At 72.0% G+C, this 17584-nt stretch carries 17 protein-coding genes and 2 pseudogenes; 16 read left to right on the top strand and 3 right to left on the bottom strand.

What is annotated here, in order from left to right; all coding sequences use genetic code 11:
• Window positions 1-90: 90 nt before the first annotated feature.
• Together ACFWBD_RS38295 and ACFWBD_RS38290 are read left to right on the top strand one after the other, a co-directional pair.
• Complete coding sequence (locus ACFWBD_RS38295) at window positions 91-954, top strand: pirin family protein (protein WP_385677823.1); 864 nt, start codon at window positions 91-93, stop codon at window positions 952-954.
• 63 nt (window positions 955-1017) lie between these two features.
• Window positions 1018-1212 (top strand): annotated as a pseudogene (locus ACFWBD_RS38290) (helix-turn-helix domain-containing protein); the annotation flags it as partial.
• Between the two features lie 54 nt (window positions 1213-1266).
• Here ACFWBD_RS38290 and ACFWBD_RS38285 read toward each other — a convergent pair.
• Window positions 1267-1737 (bottom strand): annotated as a pseudogene (locus ACFWBD_RS38285) (cation:proton antiporter regulatory subunit).
• A gap of 195 nt (window positions 1738-1932) precedes the next feature.
• On the opposite strand from ACFWBD_RS38285, the gene ACFWBD_RS38280 reads away from it, so the two are divergent.
• Window positions 1933-2376, top strand: coding sequence for a hypothetical protein (locus ACFWBD_RS38280; protein WP_385677773.1), 444 nt, complete (start codon window positions 1933-1935; stop codon window positions 2374-2376).
• A gap of 24 nt (window positions 2377-2400) precedes the next feature.
• Here ACFWBD_RS38280 and ACFWBD_RS38275 read toward each other — a convergent pair whose 3' ends face one another.
• Together ACFWBD_RS38275 and ACFWBD_RS38270 are read right to left on the bottom strand one after the other, a co-directional pair.
• Window positions 2401-3201 (bottom strand): SDR family NAD(P)-dependent oxidoreductase, encoded by an 801-nt coding sequence (locus tag ACFWBD_RS38275; RefSeq protein WP_385677771.1) that lies wholly within the window; start codon window positions 3199-3201, stop codon window positions 2401-2403.
• Between the two features lie 245 nt (window positions 3202-3446).
• Entirely contained in the window at window positions 3447-4646 is a 1200-nt protein-coding gene (locus tag ACFWBD_RS38270; protein ID WP_385677768.1) for an acyltransferase family protein, read from the bottom strand.
• A 447-nt stretch (window positions 4647-5093) separates the two neighbouring features.
• On the opposite strand from ACFWBD_RS38270, the gene ACFWBD_RS38265 reads away from it, so the two are divergent.
• The 13 genes from ACFWBD_RS38265 (at window position 5094) to ACFWBD_RS38205 (ending at window position 17539) form a co-directional block, all read left to right on the top strand.
• On the top strand, window positions 5094-6818 hold the full coding sequence (locus ACFWBD_RS38265; protein WP_385677766.1) for a VanW family protein: 1725 nt from the start codon (window positions 5094-5096) through the stop codon (window positions 6816-6818).
• A 355-nt stretch (window positions 6819-7173) separates the two neighbouring features.
• Window positions 7174-7530, top strand: a complete 357-nt coding sequence (locus tag ACFWBD_RS38260; protein ID WP_385677763.1) for an STAS domain-containing protein — start codon at window positions 7174-7176, stop codon at window positions 7528-7530.
• Window positions 7527-8456 (top strand): anti-sigma factor RsbA family regulatory protein, encoded by a 930-nt coding sequence (locus ACFWBD_RS38255; protein ID WP_385677760.1) that lies wholly within the window; start codon window positions 7527-7529, stop codon window positions 8454-8456. The genes ACFWBD_RS38260 and ACFWBD_RS38255 overlap by 4 nt, the downstream gene beginning before the upstream one ends.
• 174 nt (window positions 8457-8630) lie before the next feature.
• Window positions 8631-10349, top strand: a complete 1719-nt coding sequence (locus tag ACFWBD_RS38250) for an FAD-dependent oxidoreductase (RefSeq protein ID WP_385677757.1) — start codon at window positions 8631-8633, stop codon at window positions 10347-10349.
• A 134-nt stretch (window positions 10350-10483) separates the two neighbouring features.
• Window positions 10484-11236, top strand: a complete 753-nt coding sequence (locus ACFWBD_RS38245) for a hypothetical protein (protein WP_385677754.1) — start codon at window positions 10484-10486, stop codon at window positions 11234-11236.
• 116 nt (window positions 11237-11352) lie between these two features.
• Window positions 11353-12099: a class F sortase gene (locus ACFWBD_RS38240; protein ID WP_385677752.1), complete on the top strand. Its 747-nt coding sequence runs from the start codon at window positions 11353-11355 to the stop codon at window positions 12097-12099.
• A gap of 137 nt (window positions 12100-12236) precedes the next feature.
• Window positions 12237-13388 carry a SchA/CurD-like domain-containing protein gene (locus ACFWBD_RS38235; RefSeq protein WP_385677749.1) on the top strand — a complete coding sequence of 384 codons (1152 nt, stop codon included), beginning with the start codon at window positions 12237-12239 and terminating at the stop codon, window positions 13386-13388.
• 95 nt (window positions 13389-13483) lie between these two features.
• Window positions 13484-13903: a cupin domain-containing protein gene (locus ACFWBD_RS38230; protein ID WP_385677820.1), complete on the top strand. Its 420-nt coding sequence runs from the start codon at window positions 13484-13486 to the stop codon at window positions 13901-13903.
• Window positions 13900-15168 carry a beta-ketoacyl-[acyl-carrier-protein] synthase family protein gene (locus ACFWBD_RS38225; protein WP_385677746.1) on the top strand — a complete coding sequence of 423 codons (1269 nt, stop codon included), beginning with the start codon at window positions 13900-13902 and terminating at the stop codon, window positions 15166-15168. Before ACFWBD_RS38230 ends, ACFWBD_RS38225 begins: the two co-directional genes overlap by 4 nt.
• Window positions 15165-16415, top strand: coding sequence for a beta-ketoacyl synthase N-terminal-like domain-containing protein (locus tag ACFWBD_RS38220; RefSeq protein WP_385677743.1), 1251 nt, complete (start codon window positions 15165-15167; stop codon window positions 16413-16415). Before ACFWBD_RS38225 ends, ACFWBD_RS38220 begins: the two co-directional genes overlap by 4 nt.
• Before the next feature lie 35 nt (window positions 16416-16450).
• Window positions 16451-16705 (top strand): acyl carrier protein, encoded by a 255-nt coding sequence (locus ACFWBD_RS38215; RefSeq protein ID WP_385677740.1) that lies wholly within the window; start codon window positions 16451-16453, stop codon window positions 16703-16705.
• Window position 16706: 1 nt separating this feature from the next.
• Entirely contained in the window at window positions 16707-17186 is a 480-nt protein-coding gene (locus tag ACFWBD_RS38210; RefSeq protein ID WP_385677737.1) for an SRPBCC family protein, read from the top strand.
• A 20-nt stretch (window positions 17187-17206) separates the two neighbouring features.
• Window positions 17207-17539 (top strand): TcmI family type II polyketide cyclase, encoded by a 333-nt coding sequence (locus ACFWBD_RS38205; RefSeq protein ID WP_351754905.1) that lies wholly within the window; start codon window positions 17207-17209, stop codon window positions 17537-17539.
• Window positions 17540-17584 lie beyond the last annotated feature (45 nt).

The following is a 17584-nucleotide window of genomic DNA, read 5'->3' as shown; positions in this document are numbered from 1 at the left end:
GGTTCGGAACAGCAGAAACGAGAGGTGCCCACGGTGAGCAAGGCCGAGGTACTCACCCCGCGAGACGTTCCGCTGGGCGGCCCCCGGGCGATGACCGTACGACGGACGCTGCCGCAGCGTACGCGCAGCCTCATCGGCGCGTGGTGCTTCGCCGACCACTACGGCCCCGACGACGTCGCCGACACCGGCGGCATGGACGTGGCCCCGCATCCGCACATCGGCCTGCAGACGGTGAGCTGGCTCTTCACCGGCGAGATAGAGCACCGCGACAGCCTGGGCAGCCACGCCCTCGTGCGCCCCGGCGAGCTCAACCTGATGACCGGCGGACAGGGCATCGCCCACTCGGAGGTCTCCACCCCGCTCACCACGGTCCTGCACGGCGTCCAGCTCTGGGTGGCGCTCCCGGACGAACACCGCGACGCCCCGCGGGACTTCCAGCACCACGCCCCCGCCCCGGTCCGCGTGCCCGGCGCCGAGATCAGGGTCTTCCTGGGCTCCCTGGCCGGCTCCACCTCCCCGGTCCGCACGTTCACCCCGCTCCTCGGCGCCGAACTCGTCCTCGAGCCGGGCGCGGAACTCACCCTCGCCGTCGACCCCGCCTTCGAACACGGCCTGCTCGTCGACACCGGCGAGATCCGCTTCGCCGACACCCCGCTGCGGCCCGCGGAACTCGGCCACCTGAACCCCGGCCCCACCCACCTCACCCTGGCCAACGACTCGACCACCCCGGCCCGCGCGATCCTCCTCGGCGGTCCGCCGTTCGAGGAGGAGATCGTCATGTGGTGGAACTTCATCGGCCGTTCGCACGAGGACATCGTGCGCGCTCGGGAGGAGTGGATGGACGGACTGGGCGGGGTCCGGTTCGGTGAGGTGGAAGGGTACGGCGGCGCTCCACTGCCGGCGCCGGACCTGCCGTCGGTGCCGTTGAAGGCGCGCCGCGGGGCGCCGAGGTGACCCGGTTGCGGCACGGCCGGCGAAGGGGTGCGGGTCAGGGGCGGATCTGCAGTACGTCCTCGTGTGGCCGCCGCGACGGCCCGGCGGCTCTCGCTCAGCGTGCGGGCGCTCACCTACCGCCTGGCCCGCATCCACACGCTGACCGGCACCGATCCCTCCGACCCCGCCCACCGCCACACCCTGCAGACCGCGGTCATCGACGCCCGACTGCTCGACTGGCCGACCAGGCCCCTGACCCCGGCCGAGGTCTCCTTATAGAGGTTTCTCCCCATGGAGGTTCGGCGCTAGCGACAGAGGTACGGCGCTCGCGCCTCACTCCCGCGCGAGGATCGCCGCGGCCGTCTCCACGCCCTCCCGCGTGCCGATGAGGATCAGCGTGTCCCCGCCGGTCAGCCGGAAGTCCGGCTTCGGCGAGGGACGGCCTCGGCTCGGCGCAGCACCGCCACGATCGACACCCCGGTCTCGGTGCGCATCCGGGGCTCCCCGAGCAGCCGCCCGTTCCCGTGCGAGGGCTCGGGGCAGCCCGACGCGCTCCGCCACCAGCCCCAGCTCGGTGGAGGACAGCAGGCTGGGGCTGTGGTGGTCCGGCAGCATCGCGTCGAGGAGCGCCGCCGCCTCGCCCGAGGTCAGCCGCACCGACAGGGCACAGGCGTCCGGATCGTCCTCCCGGTACGCGCTCGGCGTCCGCGCCCCGTCGCGGTGCGCGACCACCGAGAGACGGCGTTGCCCGCGTGTGGTCAGGTCGTAGCGGACGCCGATCCCCGGCAACGGCGTACTGCTCAGGCGTGGAGCACCCGGCCGCCCCCTGTCTGGAGTGGAGCGTTCCTTCGAACACCTGTCGATGCCACCCTGGCCGGCGCGGGGAACGGGGCGACGGGAGTGTGCTCGACGACCGGGTGGGAGAATACGGGTCCAGTTCCACGCTGCCGTGGCGGCCGGCGTTCCGGGGGCAGGGGAGACCGGAAGGAAGCGTGCAGCGTGATCGAGTGGGTGTCCCTCCGGGCCGGCGCCCGGCCCGTGCCCCAGCCCGTCGCCACCCCGCTGGTGTGGGCCACGGCCTTCGGCGGCGCGCTGGTCCTGGTGGCCGTGCACAACATGCTGGTGGGCTCGGACCGCCCAGGGTTCGCGCTGGCCGCGCTGTCTCTCCTCGCGGCCCTGCTGGGTCTGTGCGCCCGCTTCACCGCGGCCCCGGGTACGGCCGTCCTGTGCTGGCTGACCCTCAACGGTTTCGCCGTTCCGCCCGCAGGCACGCTCACCTGGGCCGGCCACCGTGACACCTTCTGGCTCACCTGTCTGTGCGCCGCGACTCTCGTCGGCACCGTGCTCGCCCGGATCGTCCAGGCCCGCGCCGCCTACCGCCGGATCGCGGCAGAGGTGGCCACGCCGGCGACCGAACCGCACGGTGGACCCCTCGGCGCCTGACCTTCCCCGGGACCCGGGCGCGGCTCAGGTGACGTTGCGGATGTCGCCGCCGTCCACGCGCAGTGCGGCGCCGTTGGTGGCGGTGGAGAGAGGCGAGGCCAGGTAGGCGATGAGGTTCGCCACCTCCTCCGATTCGGCGAAGCGGCCGAGCAGCAGGTTGGGGTGCGCGCTGCGGAGGTGCTCGCCCTCGAGCTCCTCCAGCGTCGCGTCCGGCCGCTGCTCCTGGAGCATCGCGAAGTACCGTGCCGTCAGCTCGGAGTGGGTAGGGCCGGGCAGTACCGAGTTCACCGTGACGCCGGTGGCCGGGTAGGACTCGGCGAGACCGCGGGCCATGCCGAGCTGGGCGATCTTGGTGGCGCCGTAGTGCACCATCCCCGGCGGGACGTTGAGCGCGGACTCGCTCGACACGAAGACGATGCGGCCCCAGCCGCGGTCGGCCATCCCCGTGACGTAGTGGCGCGACAGCCGCACACCGCTCATCACGTTGAGGTCCCACAGCCGCTGCCAGCTCTCGTCGGACAGCTCGGCGAAGGGGCTGAGTTCGGCGGTGCCGGCGTTGTTGACGAGGATGTCGGTGTCCGGCAGCGTGTCGATGATCCCCCGCACGCCCTCCGCCGTGGCCACATCGCCGGGCGCGGCCCGCAGGTCGGCGTCGGGCACGGCCTTGCGGATGTCCGCGATGGCGGCCTGCACGCGGTCTTCGGTGCGGCCGTTCACGTAGACGCGGGCACCGGCGGCGGCGAGCTGCTGCGCGGTGGCCTTGCCTATACCGGCGGTGGACCCGGTGACGAGCGCGGTACGGGTGGAGAGCTCGAGGGTCAGCATGAAGCGGCTCCTGGTTCGAGGATGCGTGGCCGCCGGACGCGTCTTCCCTGAAGAGAGCGTCGTCTCGGCTCTGCACGCGACTCTTCAGGACGCCACCACAGGGCTTCTTGACCGCCACTTGAACGAGAGAGGTCGTGACACCGGACGAGATGTGTGCTGTCCCGCGCCTCTTCGCTCGGGACACACCACTGCCCGGTGACCGCCCGCGGGGTGGGCGCTGACCGGGCAGTGTGGTCCAGACCGTCTCAGCCTGCCGACACGGACTGCGTGTCGCGCGGCGCGGTCTGCGGGGACCGCTGCTTCCTGCCGCGGCTCCAGCGCTTCATCACCGGGTTCTCCACCAGCGTGTACAGCAGCCAGGCGGCCAGCACGTTCACCGCGAGGAGCAGGATCAGCATCCCCAGCGCCGGGACGGTGTCGTAGGTTCGGCTGCCCAGCACCTCGGGCCGGCCGTAGAAGACCACCAGACCCTGAAGGAGATAGAAGGCGAAGGAGATGTTGCCCAGCAGCACCATGGGCCTACTGGTGAGCCAGCCGCCGTCGCCCCGCAGATCCGAGGTGGCCGCGGCGCAGAGGATCATGCCGATCGGAACGACCGTGGTGAGGCTGAAGTTGTACGGGTCGGGGGCGGTGAGCGCGGCCCAGTAGCCCACGGCGAAGGCGGCGGCCGACGGCAGCAGGCCGATGCGCGGCCACAGACCCGCGGCGACGATGCGGGCCAGGAGCATGCCCAGCACGAACTCGAACAGGCGCGGCGGCGGGAACGCGTAGCCGAACCACTCCTGGTTGGCCGTCAGATCCCCGAAGGGGCTCTTGGCGCCACCGGCCATGAACTGCTTCGTCACGACCGCCATGGCCGCCACGCCGGCGACCATGCCGGCGGCCCACAGCCACAGCCTGCGCTCCGGGATCCGCCGTACCACGACGATGAACACAGGGAACAGCGCGTAGAAGAGCACCTCTGAACACAGGGACCAGGAAGGGAAGTTGACGCTCATCGCGGTGTCGGGCCGGTTGCTGAACGCGTGCACCAGGGAGAGGTTCGCCAGCCACGCGTGCAGCGGGGTGGCGGAGGCCCACAGCCATATGGCCAGGGCGAAGGTCACGAGGTGGTTGGGGTAGATCTTGAGGGCACGGCGCCGCCAGAACGCCGTGGGCCGGTCCCCGGGTGTCGCCGACCACGTCAGGACGAAGCCGCTGAGCACGAAGAAGAAGGACACCCCGATGCGTCCGGCGGGCAGGAAGAAGTCGGCCACCGGCTGCGCGATGTCGGGGTCGGCGAAGAAGCTGATCGGCAGGGTCGGCCGCAGGGGGCCGGCGAGATACGAGGTGTGGTACAGGAAGACGAGCAGGGCCGCCACGAATCTGAGGCCGGTGAGCGAGGGGAGCGGGGCCCGGCGCCGCGGTCGACCGCTCGGGGTCGAGGCGGCGGTTCGGTCTGACATGTGCGCACTGCCTTTCGAACGGGGACGCGGTCGGGCGGGGGTGGTCAGCGCGCGGTGAACTCGCAGGTGGGGCGGGCGACGCAGTCGGTCGTGTCATTGCTGATGCCGGCATGGACGTCGATCCGGAACGTGCGCCCAGCAGCCATGTCGCTGTACTCCGGCGAGCCCACACGCAGGCTACGCAGGGCCCCTCGGGAGGTGCTCGGGGCAGCCTCGAGAGTCCCGCCGCGGGCACCGCTCCCTCACCGGCCTCGGTGGACCCGGCGTCCCCACGGCACCGGCGTGTGCCCACGGCGGACGTGATGCGGGACATAGGTGTTCTGTGACATATGAGCTCATCGCGCGCTATGGGTAGGTTGGGGTACTTGCCCCCGTGTCCGGCGCTGCCCTGTGTGCGGCGTCGCGCAGCGGGGCGGATCACCGACCGCTCGCCCGTCCAGGAGTCCCATGCGCCTTCGAACAGCCTCCGTGCCGCCCCTCGCCCTGGCGGGTGGTGCGCTGACCGTGGGCGTCGGCGCGCTGTACCTGGCCGGGCTGCTGATCACGGGCGGGCAGATCGAGCCGGGCACGACGGTGCGGGGCGTGGACATCGGCGGCCTGAGCCGTGCGGAGGCCGTCCGCAAACTGGACGAGCACCTGTCGGCGGCCGGCTCGCGGGAGCTGACCGTGCGGGTCGGGAACCGCAGCGGGACCGTCGACCCGAGGCGGGCCGGTCTCACCTTCGACGCCGGGCGCACGGTCGACCGGGCGGCCCGCGTCGGCTCCGATCCGGTCGCCATGATCGGCGGACTGCTCGGCTCGGGGGGTGCGGAGGAGCCGGTCGTACGCCTCGACGAGAACAAGGCCCGCACCGCTCTGGGGACGCTGGCGAAGTCCCTCGACCAGAAGGTCCGCGAGGGCGCCGTCGGCTTCGCCGGCGGCCGGGTCGAGCAGGTCGCCCCGCAGACCGGCTACGCACTGGACGTGGACGCCGCCGTCGGCACGCTGCGGGCCTCCTTCCAGCGCGGGGCGGCGGGCGCGGTCACGGTCCTGCCCGCCCGCGAGACCCAGCCGAAGGTCACGGCGGACGAGGTGCGACGGGCGGTGCGCGAGTTCGCGCGGCCGGCCATGTCGGCGCCCGTCACCCTCACCACGGGCGGCAAGCGGCTCACCGTCGGTCAGACGGTGCTGGGCGAGCATCTGACGATGCGGCCGGACGCCGCAGGCCGGCTGATACCGAAGCTGGACGGCAAGGGACTGCGCGCGGCCCCCTCGGTGGCCCGCCCCCTGGCCGGCATCACCACCACCGCCGCGAACGCCGCCCTGCGGCTGGACGGCGACCGCGTCGTGGTGGCCGACGACGCCCGGACCGGCGTCCAGATCACCGACAAGGCACTCGGCAAGGCCGTGCTGCCGTTGCTCACCCGGTCCGGCCGAGCGGCCCGCACCGGGGAAGTGGCCGCGCGACGGACCCAGCCGCAGGTCACCCGCGACAGCGCGGCGCGGCTGGGGCTGACGGAGAAGCTGTCCTCCTTCACCGTCCACTTCGAACCGGCCGCGTACCGCACGAAGAACATCGGGCGGGCCGCGCGGCTCATCGACGGCTCCGTCGTCCTGCCCGGCCGGACCTGGAGTTTCAACCGGACCGTGGGTCAGCGCACCGAGGCCAACGGCTTCGGCGAGGGCATCATGATCCTCGACGGCGGGTTCACCAAGGCGCCCGGCGGCGGTGTCTCCACCGTGGCCACGACCATGTTCAACGCGATGTTCTTCGCCGGCGTCAAGCCCGTGGAGTACGGCGCCCACTCCTTCTACATCGAGCGCTACCCGGAGGGCCGGGAGGCGACGGTGGCCTGGGGCAGCCTCGACCTGAAGTTCGCCAACGACTCCGGCCACGCCCTCTACATCCAGGCCGAGGCCACCGACACCTCGGTGACCGTCACCTTCCTCGGCACCAGGAAGTACGACGAGATCAAGTCGGTCAACGGGCCCCGCACCCACGTGCGACAGCCGGAGCGGAAGGTGAGCACGGACGAGAAGTGCGTGCCGCAGACCCCGCTCGAGGGCTTCGACGTCACCGTCGACCGGGTCTTCTACGACGACGGCAGGGAAGTGCGGCGGGAGCCTTTCCGCACCCACTACACCCCTCGGGACGAGATCACCTGCGCGGCCGCCGCCGAAGACCCGCAGTAGGCCCGGCGGTCACCGGGAGGGCGCGGGGAGACCTTCGGCACATCGGAGGTCTCGCCCGCGTCGGTGTTTTTCGTCCTGCACTTGTTGCTCCGCTGTTGCTCGTCGCACTGTTCCCACAGGGCGGGCACGCGTCACACGATCCCGGCCGTAGCACTCCAGCACGTCACGGCACCATGGGTTCGTTCGACGGTGGTCCGCATCCGGCTCGTCGCGCGGTGCGGGCCGGGTTGCCTCCCGCTCTCCGCACATCCGGCTGCCGCCGGGCCGACGGCCTCTGTCGGAGTAGCGCACCTGCGGTGTAAGGGGCCGCGTTACGCTGGTGCCGGTGGGCGGCAGACAGCGAAGGAGGCCGCGGGTGGTGCACGTCTCGCAGGGAGACGACGGTTGCGGGCTGGTGCACGGCGCGGCCGTGCTGGAGGTGGGCCCGTTGTCCGGTCGGCCCGGCATCCGTGCCCGGGGCGAGATCAGCGAGGTCACGCGCTCGCCATGGGAAGCGGCCTTGGCGGGCCTGGCGAGGCAGCACGCCGACGTGTCCTATGTGGAGCTGTCGGAAGTGGCGTTCGTCGACGTGGCGGGGGTCGCGGCGCTCGCCGTCACGGCGCTGGGCCTGCCCGGCGGCCGGGTGGTGGTCGAGCATCCGCCACCGCAGGTGCCGCGCGTACTGAGCCTGTTCTGGCCGGGCCTCGGCAGGATCGAGGTGGCGCCGCGATGAGCACGGTGGCGACCCACGAGGCGTTCGAGCACCCCGCGCTGTTCTACCGCACCGAACAGGAGTACGTGGACCGGACGGTGTCCTTCGTGCAGGAGGGCCTGGACCTCGGCGAGCCGGTGGCGGTGGCGGTGCCGGGACCCAACCTGGAGCTGATCAGGGCCGGACTGGGCCCGGACGCCCGGGCCGTCCGCCTGCTGGACATGACGGTGGCGGGCCGCAACCCGGGCCGGATCATCCCCGGCGTGCTACGCGCGTTCGCCGACGCCCATGAGCGGGGGCGGGTGCGGATCATCGGCGAACCGATCTGGGCGGGCCGCAGCGCGGTCGAGTACCCGGCGTGCGCGCAGCACGAGGCGTTGATCAACGCGGCCTTCGAGGGCCGTCCGGTGACCATCCTCTGCCCGTACGACGAGGCACGCCTGGACGAGGAGGTCCTGGCCGACGCGAGGATCACCCACCCGACGATCGTGACCCGCGACAAGGAGGGGGTCAGCGACGCCTACGACTGGCGTTCCGTCGTCGCCCGCTACAACGAGGTGCTGGTGCCCGCGCCGGACGCGGCCGTGTTCGCGTTCGGCGCCGACGAGCTGTACGCGGCGCGCGCCTTCGCGGTCGGCGAGGCCGAACGGCTGGGCCTTTCCGGGCAGCGGCTGGACGACACCGAACTGGCGGTGGCGGAGCTGACGACCAACAGCGTGGTGCACGGCGCCGGACGGGGAACGCTCGCCGTCTGGGCCCAGGCGGGACAGGTCGTGTGCGAGGTCCGGGACGCGGGCCGGCTGTCCGATCCGCTGGCCGGCCGCAGACCGGCCGTGCGCGGTCAGATCGGCGGCCGCGGCCTGATGCTGGTCCACTACGTGGCCGACCTGGTCCGTCTGCACACCTCCGACGAGGGCACGACCGTCCGCTTCTACCTCGCCCGCTGAGAGCCCTTCCGTAAAACCGCCCGAGCCCGTCCGAGAAGCCGTCCGGTCCGAACCGTTCCCCGTACACCCGAAGGTGTGCGGGGTTCGACGGTTCCACCGGCCCCGGGCGGGGCCGCCCGGCGGCGCGACGCAGGCGGGTGAAGCCTGAGCCGCCGTCACCTCCACGGGGCATGCATGAGGATCTCCGCCGTATCCGGCCGGGTCGGCGGAATCGACGCGCTGGAGGCGAGAGTGACGAAAGAACAAGCCGAGGAGATCGGCCCCCACATCATCAGGGTCCCGGTTCTCATCGTCGGCGGCTCCCTGGTCGGCCTGGCGACCTCGTTGTTCCTGGGACGGCTGGGCGTACCGCACGTGCTGGTGGAGCGCCACGCGGGCACCTCCATCCACCCGAGGGGCCGCGGCAACAACGTCCGCACGATGGAGCTGTTCCGGGTGGCGGGTGTCGAGAGGTCGATCCAGGAGGCCGCCGCCACCCTGGCCGACAACCACGGCATCCTGCAGACGCCCACCCTGGTCGGCGACGCGGGCGAGTGGCTGTTCCGGGACATCGACCCGGGCGGCGGCCTGGCCCGCTTCAGCCCCAGCTCCTGGTGCCTGTGCAGCCAGAACGACCTCGAGCCGGTCCTCCTCGACCACGCCCGCAGGCACGGCGGTGACCTGCGCTTCCACACCGAGATGATGTCGTTCGACAGCGACGCCACCGGTGTCACCGCGGTGGTCAAGAGCCGTGAGACGGGTGAGCACACCACCATCCGCGCGGACTACCTCGTCGCCGCCGACGGCCCCCGCAGCCCCGTCCGCGAACAGCTCGGCATCGGCCAGAGCGGACCCGGCGACCTGTTCCACAACGTCAGCCTCACCTTCCGCTCCCGCCGGCTCGCCGAGGTCGTGGGCGACCGCCAGTTCATCGTCTGCTACCTGACCAGCCCGGAGGCCGACGGCGCCCTGCTGCCGGTGGACAACCGCGAGAACTGGGTCTTCCACGCCCCCTGGCACCCCGAACACGGGGAAACCCTCGAGGAGTTCACCGACGAGCGGTGTGCCGAGCACATCCGCCGGGCGGTCGGGGTCGCCGACCTCGACGTGGAGGTCACCGGCAAGGCGCCCTGGCACGCGGCTCAGCGGGTCGCCCGCAGCTACCGGTCGGGGCGCGTGTTCCTGGCCGGCGACTCGGCCCACGAGATGTCCCCGACCGGGGCCTTCGGTTCCAACACCGGTATCCAGGACGCGCACAACCTCGCCTGGAAACTGGCCGCCGTGATCGACGGCTGGGCGGGGGAGGCGCTGCTGGACACCTACGACGCCGAGCGCCGCCCGGTGGCCGAGGCCACCAGCGCCCGGGCCGCCGCCCGGTCGGCCGAACACAGCCACCCCGGGTTCGCCGCGCCGCCCGGAGCGGGTGGCGGCGGTCCCCAGCGAGGCATCCTCAACGTGGCCCTCGGCTACCGCTACCCGCAGGGCGCCGTCGTCGGCGCCGACCCCGCGGTCCCGGTCGTGCCGGAGGGCCTCGACCTGACCGGCGGACCCGGCAGCAGGGCGCCTCACCTGTGGGTCCGCCGCGGGAACGAGCGGCTCTCGACCCTCGACCTCTACGAGCGGTCCCTCGTCCTGCTCAGCGACGCCGGTGAGCCGGGCGGATGGCACGAGGCCGCCGTCCGCCTCGCCGAGGAACTGGTCCTCCCGCTCAGGTCGTACCGGGTGGGCCCGGGAGCCGACGCGGACCTGGTGCCGGAGGGCGACGCCGACTGGGCGGAGCGCCACGGCACGGCACGCGGCGGCGCCGTACTCGTCCGGCCCGACGGGTTCGTCGTATGGCGGTCGCCGGGTCCGGACGCGGCTGCCGAGGCGGTGCTGCGCCAGGTCCTGAAGACCGGGCTGGGGATCGCCTGACCCCCCGGGCTTCACCCGTGTGAACGCCCCGAGTGGTGCCGCAGCGACGGGCGGCTGACGGTGGATCACATCCCGTTCGGGTCACCTGAGCTGACGAGGCGTCGGCTGCCCGGTCGGGACGGAAGGACCATCAGATGCGTTCAGCTCGCATGATCCTGGCCACCGCGGCGGCCTCGGCCGCCCTCGCCATCGGCGCCCCCGGCGCCTACGCCGCCGGTGACACGGACCACGACGACTCCTCGTACAGCAAGGAGGACAGCTCCTCGTACAGCAAGGAGCACGACAAGGAGGACAGCTCCTCGTACAGCAAGGAGCACGACAAGGAGGACAGCTCCTCGTACAACAAGGAGGAGGACTCCTCGTACGGCAAGGAGGAGGACTCCTCGTACGGCAAGGAAGACCACGGCAAGGAAGACCACGGCAAGGAAGACCACGGCAAGGAAGACCACGGCAAGGAAGAGCACGGCAAGGAAGACCACGGCAAGGAAGACCACGGCAAGGAAGACCACGGCAAGGAAGACCACGGCAAGGAGCACGGCAAGGAAGAGCACGGCAAGGAGGAGCACGACTCCCCGCACGGCGGCGTGCACACCGGCGGCGGCGCGCTCGCCTCGGTGAACGACGGCAGCGACCACGGCGCGGCCAAGGACACCGAGAACGGCGGCTCCACCGGCGGTGAGCACAAGGACTCCTGGAACGGCGGCAAGGAGGAAAAGGAGTCCGGCGGCTGGAGCAAGGAGCACGACAAGCCCAGCGGCGGTGTCCACACCGGCGGCGGCGGTCTCGCCACCCCCTCGGCGACCGCGGCCGGACTCGGCGTCCTCGCCCTCGCCGGCACCGGCCTCTACGCCCTGCGCCGCAGGAAGACCGCCGGAAGCGTGGCCTGACCCATGCCGGACGCGATAGCGCAGCCGCGGCCGCCACCGGTACCCCCGTGTGGCGGCCCGGCTCGCTCCCCGTGCTCTGTCCGCCCCGCTGCCGTGCCCGAATGAGGTGGTCCCCGATGGCAGTTCCCCCTTCCTCCTCCCCTTCTCCCTCCGACCCCGCCCAACCCTCCGGCGACGAGCCGGCGCCCACCGAAGAGGGAACATCCCGCGCCGGCGTGATGATGATCTGCGCCGCGGTCGCGGTGCTCCTGGCGCTGAACCTGTTCGGCGGCGGCGACGGCTTCTCGGCCGGCATCGCCGGCCCGCCGCACGCCCCGCCCGCCGCCGGGTCGGTCCCCGCGGCCCGCGCACCGGGCGCGCCCACCCCGGCCGCGGGAGAAGCGGACGCCGGGGACTCGGCGGGCAAGCACCTGCCGCGCTCGCGGCCCGTGCGGCTGCTCATCCCGAAGATCGCGGTCGACGCCCCCTTCGTCGACCTCGCCATCGGCGACACCGGCCAGCTGGAGCCGCCCCCCGCGAACGACGTCAACCTCGTCGGCTGGCACGCCAAGGGAGCCTCGCCCGGAGAGACGGGCACCGCGATCATCGCCGGGCACGTCGACACCAAGACCTCCCCGGCCGTCTTCGCGGGGCTCAGCGCACTGGCGAAGGGCGACGGTTTCCAGGTCCTGCGGGCCGACGGCAGCAAGGCGTCCTTCCGGGTCGACAGCGTGGAGACCTTCGACAAGGCCGACTTCCCCAGCGAGCGGGTGTACGGCGACACCGCGCAGGCGCAGGTGCGGCTCATCACCTGCGCGGGGGTCTACGACCGGCGGGTCAAGGACTACACGGACAACCTGGTCGTCTTCGCTCATCTGGTCTGACGACCGGACGCCCAGTCACCCACGTAGTTCATCCGAGTCGCGCGCTCGCGGGGACGGGCACAGGATCGAGGCACGCTGACGTCGCATCACCGCGGCCGACGTTCACCTATCCCCTCCGCGAAGGAGATGTGCGCAGGATGACCACCACGTCCGAACGTGTTGCAGGTTCGCGGGCGCGACAGGCGTCGCAACGTGTCTCCCAGTCCGTGTTCGACGGCTCCCGGCTCCGCGTCGTCCTTCTGGTCGACGTCTACGACGGGGCCCAGCAGCAGTTCCTCGAGGCGTACGAGCAGCTCTGCAACCAGGTCGCGTCCGTCCCCGGGCACGTCAGCGACCAGCTGTGCCAGTCCATCGAGAACCCCTCGCAGTGGCTCATCACCAGCGAGTGGGAGAGTGCCCCGCCGTTCCTCGCCTGGGTCAACAGCGAGGAGCACGTGGCGATGGTGGAGCCGCTGCACAGCTGCGTGCGCGACACCCGTTCGCTGCGCTTCCACGTCGTCCGCGAGACCGGCGGCCCGGCGGCGGCCGCCGACCAGGCCAAGCGCCGGCTCCAGACGGCGCCCAGGATCGGCGACGGTGTGATCCGGCACGCGCTCACCTTCACCGTCAAGCCGGGCAGCGAGGAGATCGTCGCCAAGATCCTCGCCGACTACGCCTCACCCGAGCCGAAGGTCGACGACACCACCCGGCTGTGCCGCACCTCGCTGTTCATGCACGGCAACCGCGTGGTGCGGGCCATCGAGGTGCGGGGCGACCTGCTCTCCGCGCTGCGCCACGTCTCGCGGCAGCCCGAGGTGCGGGCCGTCGAGGAGGCCATCAACCCCCATCTGGAGCAGGACCGGGACCTCAACGACCCCGAGTCCGCCCGGGTCTTCTTCACCCGGGCCGCGCTGCCGGCCGTCCACCACGTGACGGCGGAGCGGCAGGACGCGCAGGCCGAGCGGTACGCCCTGCACTACCCGACCCGGCCCGACCGCGGCATGAAGCTGGCCGAGCTGCTCGCCCGGCAGGACGAGGCGGCGGCGGACGACCCGCGCAGCCCGGTCCTGCGCAGCACGATCTTCCAGCGCGACGACGTCGTCGTACGGCTGATCGACGTGCGCGGCGGACTCGAGGCCGCCGACCCCGTACAGGCCCTCGGTCTGTCCGACCCCGGACAGGTGGCCGAGCTGACGACGCTCCAGGACGACGCCGTCGGCGCGTCCGCGTCGAAGGACGGCCGTCTCGCGCGCTTCCTCGAACTGGCGCGCATGGATCTCGTCACCGACCGCCGGTCGCCCGACGCCTGATTCGCCATCACGTGGCAGGGGCGGTGCCCCGCCCCTGCCACGTCGGTGCAGTACATCATCGGAGGAACGTCGTGATCACTTCTCGTCACAGAATCGTGGATCTCAGCGAGGTCGAGCCCAACACCCGGCGAGGCGGCGACCTGCGCGCCATGCTCACCCCGGCCACGGTGGGCGCCACCAGCGGTTTCATGGGCATGGCCCTCATCCAGCCGGGCGACCGCATCGGCGAGCACTACCACCCGTACTCCGAGGAGTTCGTGTACGTCGTGTGCGGGCAGCTGGAGGTGGACCTGGACGGTGTGCCGCACCCGCTCCAGCCCGAGCAGGGGCTCCTGATCCCCCTCAACGTGCGCCACCGCTTCCGCAACGTCGGCAAGGTGGAGGCCCGTATGGTCTTCCACCTCGGCCCGCTGGCCCCGAGCCCGCCGCTCGGCCACGTCGACACCGAGGGCACCGAAGCCGAGCCCGCGGTGGTCGGGGCGAAGTCGGCCGAGCGACGTCAGGTGCGCTCATGACGAGACGAGTGGCGGTCACCGGCATAGGCATCGTCGCCCCGGGCGGCATCGGCGTACCGGCGTTCTGGAACCTCCTGGCGGACGGGCGCACGGCGACGCGGGCCATCACGTTCTTCGACCCGTCCGGTCTGCGGTCGCGGATCGCCGCCGAGTGCGACTTCGACCCGGCGGCCCACGGTCTGGACGCACGGGACGTGGAGCGTTGCGACCGCTACATCCAGTTCGCCCTGGTCGCGGGGGACGAAGCGGTACGGGACGCGGGTCTCGACCTCGCCGCCGAGAACCCCTGGCGGGTCGGCGTCTCCCTGGGCACCGCGGTCGGCGGCACCACCCGGCTGGAGAACGACTACGTCAAGGTCAGCCACGGCGGGCAGCGCTGGGACGTGGACCACCGGGAGGCGGCCCCGCACCTGCACCGCGCGTTCACGCCCAGCACGCTCGCCTCGACGGTGGCGGAGCGGTTCGGGGCGCGTGGTCCGGTGCAGACCGTCTCCACGGGCTGCACCTCCGGACTCGACGCGGTCGGGTACGCGTTCCACACCGTGGAGGAGGGCCGGGCCGACATATGCATAGCCGGCGCCTCCGACTCGCCGATCTCGCCGATCACCATGGCGTGCTTCGACGCGATCAAGGCCACCTCCTGCAACAACGACGACCCGGCCCACGCCTCGCGTCCCTTCGACGCCGACCGTGACGGGTTCGTCATGGGCGAGGGCGGCGCCGTGCTCGTCCTGGAGGAGCTAGAGCACGCCAGGGCCCGCGGCGCGCACGTCTACTGTGAGCTCGGCGGGTACGCCACGTTCGGCAACGCCTACCACATGACCGGCCTGACCAGCGAAGGCCTGGAGATGGCCCGGGCCATCGAGGAAGCCCTCGACCACGCCCGGATCGACGCCACCGCCATCGACTACGTCAACGCGCACGGGTCGGGCACCAAGCAGAACGACCGCCACGAGACCGCCGCGGTGAAGCGGGTCCTGGGCACGCACGCCTACGACACGCCCATGAGCTCCATCAAGTCGATGGTGGGCCACTCCCTCGGCGCGATCGGGGCGATCGAACTCGTCGCCTGTGTGCTGGCCCTGGCCAACCAGGTCGTACCGCCGACCGCGAACTACGAGACGCCCGACCCCGAGTGCGACCTGGACTACGTCCCGCGCGTGGCCCGCGAGCGCAAGCTCGCCAGTGTGCTCTCGGTGGGCAGCGGCTTCGGCGGCTTCCAGTCCGCGGTGGTCATGAACCGGCCGAGGGAGAAGACACGATGAGAGAACCCCTTCCACGGCGCGCGGCCGTCACGGGAATCGGTGTGGTCGCGCCCAACGGAGCCAGTACCGAGACGTTCTGGAAGTCCACCAGGGAAGGCATCAACGTCCTGGACCGGGTGAGCCGCGAGGGCTGTGAGGATCTGCCGCTGCGGGTGGCGGGCCAGGTCCGCGACTTCGACCCGTCGGCCGTGATCGAGGAGCGCTTCCTGGTCCAGACCGACCGGTTCACGCACTTCGCGATGGCCGCGGCCGACTTCGCGCTGGACGACGCCCAGCTCGGCCGGCCGGAGACCGACGGCGCGCCCTTCTCCGTGGGCGTGGTCACCGCGGCCGGTTCCGGCGGCGGCGAGTTCGGCCAGCGGGAGCTCCAGCAGCTGTGGGGCAAGGGCAGCCGTTTCGTCGGCCCGTACCAGTCCATCGCCTGGTTCTACGCCGCCAGCACCGGCCAGATCTCCATCCGCCGCGGCTTCAAGGGCCCCTGCTCGGTCGTCGCCGCGGACGAGGCCGGCGGCCTGGACGCCCTCGCCCATGCGGCACGGGCGGTGCGCCGCGGCACCGACGTGATCGTGGCCGGGGCGACCGAGGCGCCGATCGCGCCCTACTCGGTGGTCTGCCAACTCGGCTACGAGGAACTCAGCACGGTCGACGACCCGACCCGCGCCTACCGCCCGTTCACCTCCGCGGCCTGCGGGTTCGTGCCCGCCGAGGGCGGCGCCATGCTGGTGGTCGAGGCGGACACCGCGGCCCGGGCACGGGGTGCGCGGGTGCAGGCCTACCTGGCCGGGCACGCGGCGACCTTCACCGGGCCCTCCCGCTGGGAGGAGTCCCGGGAGGGGCTCGCCCAGGCCGTCCGGCAAGCCCTGGAGGAGGCCGACTGCGCTCCCGAGGAGATCGACGTGGTCTTCGCCGACGCCCTCGGCGTACCGGAGGCCGACCGGGCCGAGGCCCTGGCGATCGCCGACGCCCTCGGGGCGCACGGCACCCGCGTGCCCGTCACGGCGCCGAAGGCCGGGATCGGCCGGGCCTACTGCGCGGCGCCGCTGATGGACGCCGCGGCGGCGGTGCTCGCGATGGAGCACGGCGTGATCCCACCCACCCCCAACGTCTTCGACATCTGCCACGACCTCGACCTCGTCACCGGCCGGGCCCGTACCGCCGAGGTACGCACGGCGCTGGTCCTGAGCCGGGGGCTCATGGGGTCGAACTCGGCGCTGGTGCTGCGGCACGGCGCCACCGACGCCTCGTAGCGAGGCGCCGTGGAGCAGCAGAGGAAGGGAATGGCATGACTGACCGCATCACTGTGGAAGAGCTGGCCGAACTCATGAAGAAGTCCGCCGGCGTCACCGTCGCCCCGGAGGACCTCCGCCGCGACGACGCGGGCTTCGACCGCCTGGGCGTCGACTCGCTCGGCCTGCTGGGGATCGTGGGCGAGCTGGAGAACCGGTACGGCACGCCGATGCCTCCCGACGCCGAACGCTCCAAGTCGCCCCGGCAGTTCCTCGACCTCGTCAACAGTGCCCTCATGACAGGAGCGTGAGATGACCGGACACACGCAGAACGAGATCACCATCGCGGCGCCTCTCGACCTGGTCTGGGAGGTGACCAACGACCTGGAGAACTGGCCGCGGCTGTTCAGCGAGTACGCCTCCGTCGAGATCCTCTCCCGGGAGGGACGCAGGACGACGTTCCGGCTGACCATGCACCCGGACGAGAACGGCACCGTGTGGAGCTGGGTCTCGGAGCGCGAGCCGGACCGCGACGCGCTCACCGTCAAGGCCCGCCGGGTCGAGACGGGGCCCTTCGCCCACATGGACATCCACTGGCGGTACGAGGAGGTGCCGACCGGTACGCGGATGGTCTGGACGCAGGACTTCGCGATGAAGCCGGAAGCGCCGGTCGACGACGAGTGGATGACCGACAACATCAACCGGAACTCCAAGGTCCAGCTGGGCCTGATCCGGGACCGCATCGAGAAGACCGCCGCCGAGCGCGGTGCCACCCCCGGTCTGACCGACTGAGCCGGACGGAGAACAGCACCATGCACCAAGCTCTGATCGTCGCCCGGATGGCCCCGGGATCGGCGCCCGACATCGCCAAGGTGTTCGAGGAGTCCGACCGGGGGGAGCTGCCGCAGCTCGTCGGTGTGACCCGGCGCAGCCTGTTCCAGTTCGGCGACGTGTACATGCACCTGATCGAGTCCGAGCGTGAGCCCGGGCCCGCCATCGCCAAGATCACCGGGCATCCCGAGTTCCGGGGCGTCAGCGAGCGGCTGGCCGCGTACGTCAGCGCGTACGACCCCGAGACCTGGCGCTCCCCGAAGGACGCCATGGCGCAGCGCTTCTACCTCTGGGAGCGCGAGCCGGCCGGCTGACCCCCGCCGAACCTCACCGGTCGCCGGGCCCGCGAAGCTGCGGGC

This window comes from Streptomyces sp. NPDC060002, from assembly GCF_042737245.1.
Classification (GTDB): Bacteria; Actinomycetota; Actinomycetes; order Streptomycetales; family Streptomycetaceae; genus Streptomyces.
The sequence above is the reverse complement of the archived record's forward strand: the minus strand, read 5'-3'. Positions and strand labels throughout refer to the sequence as shown.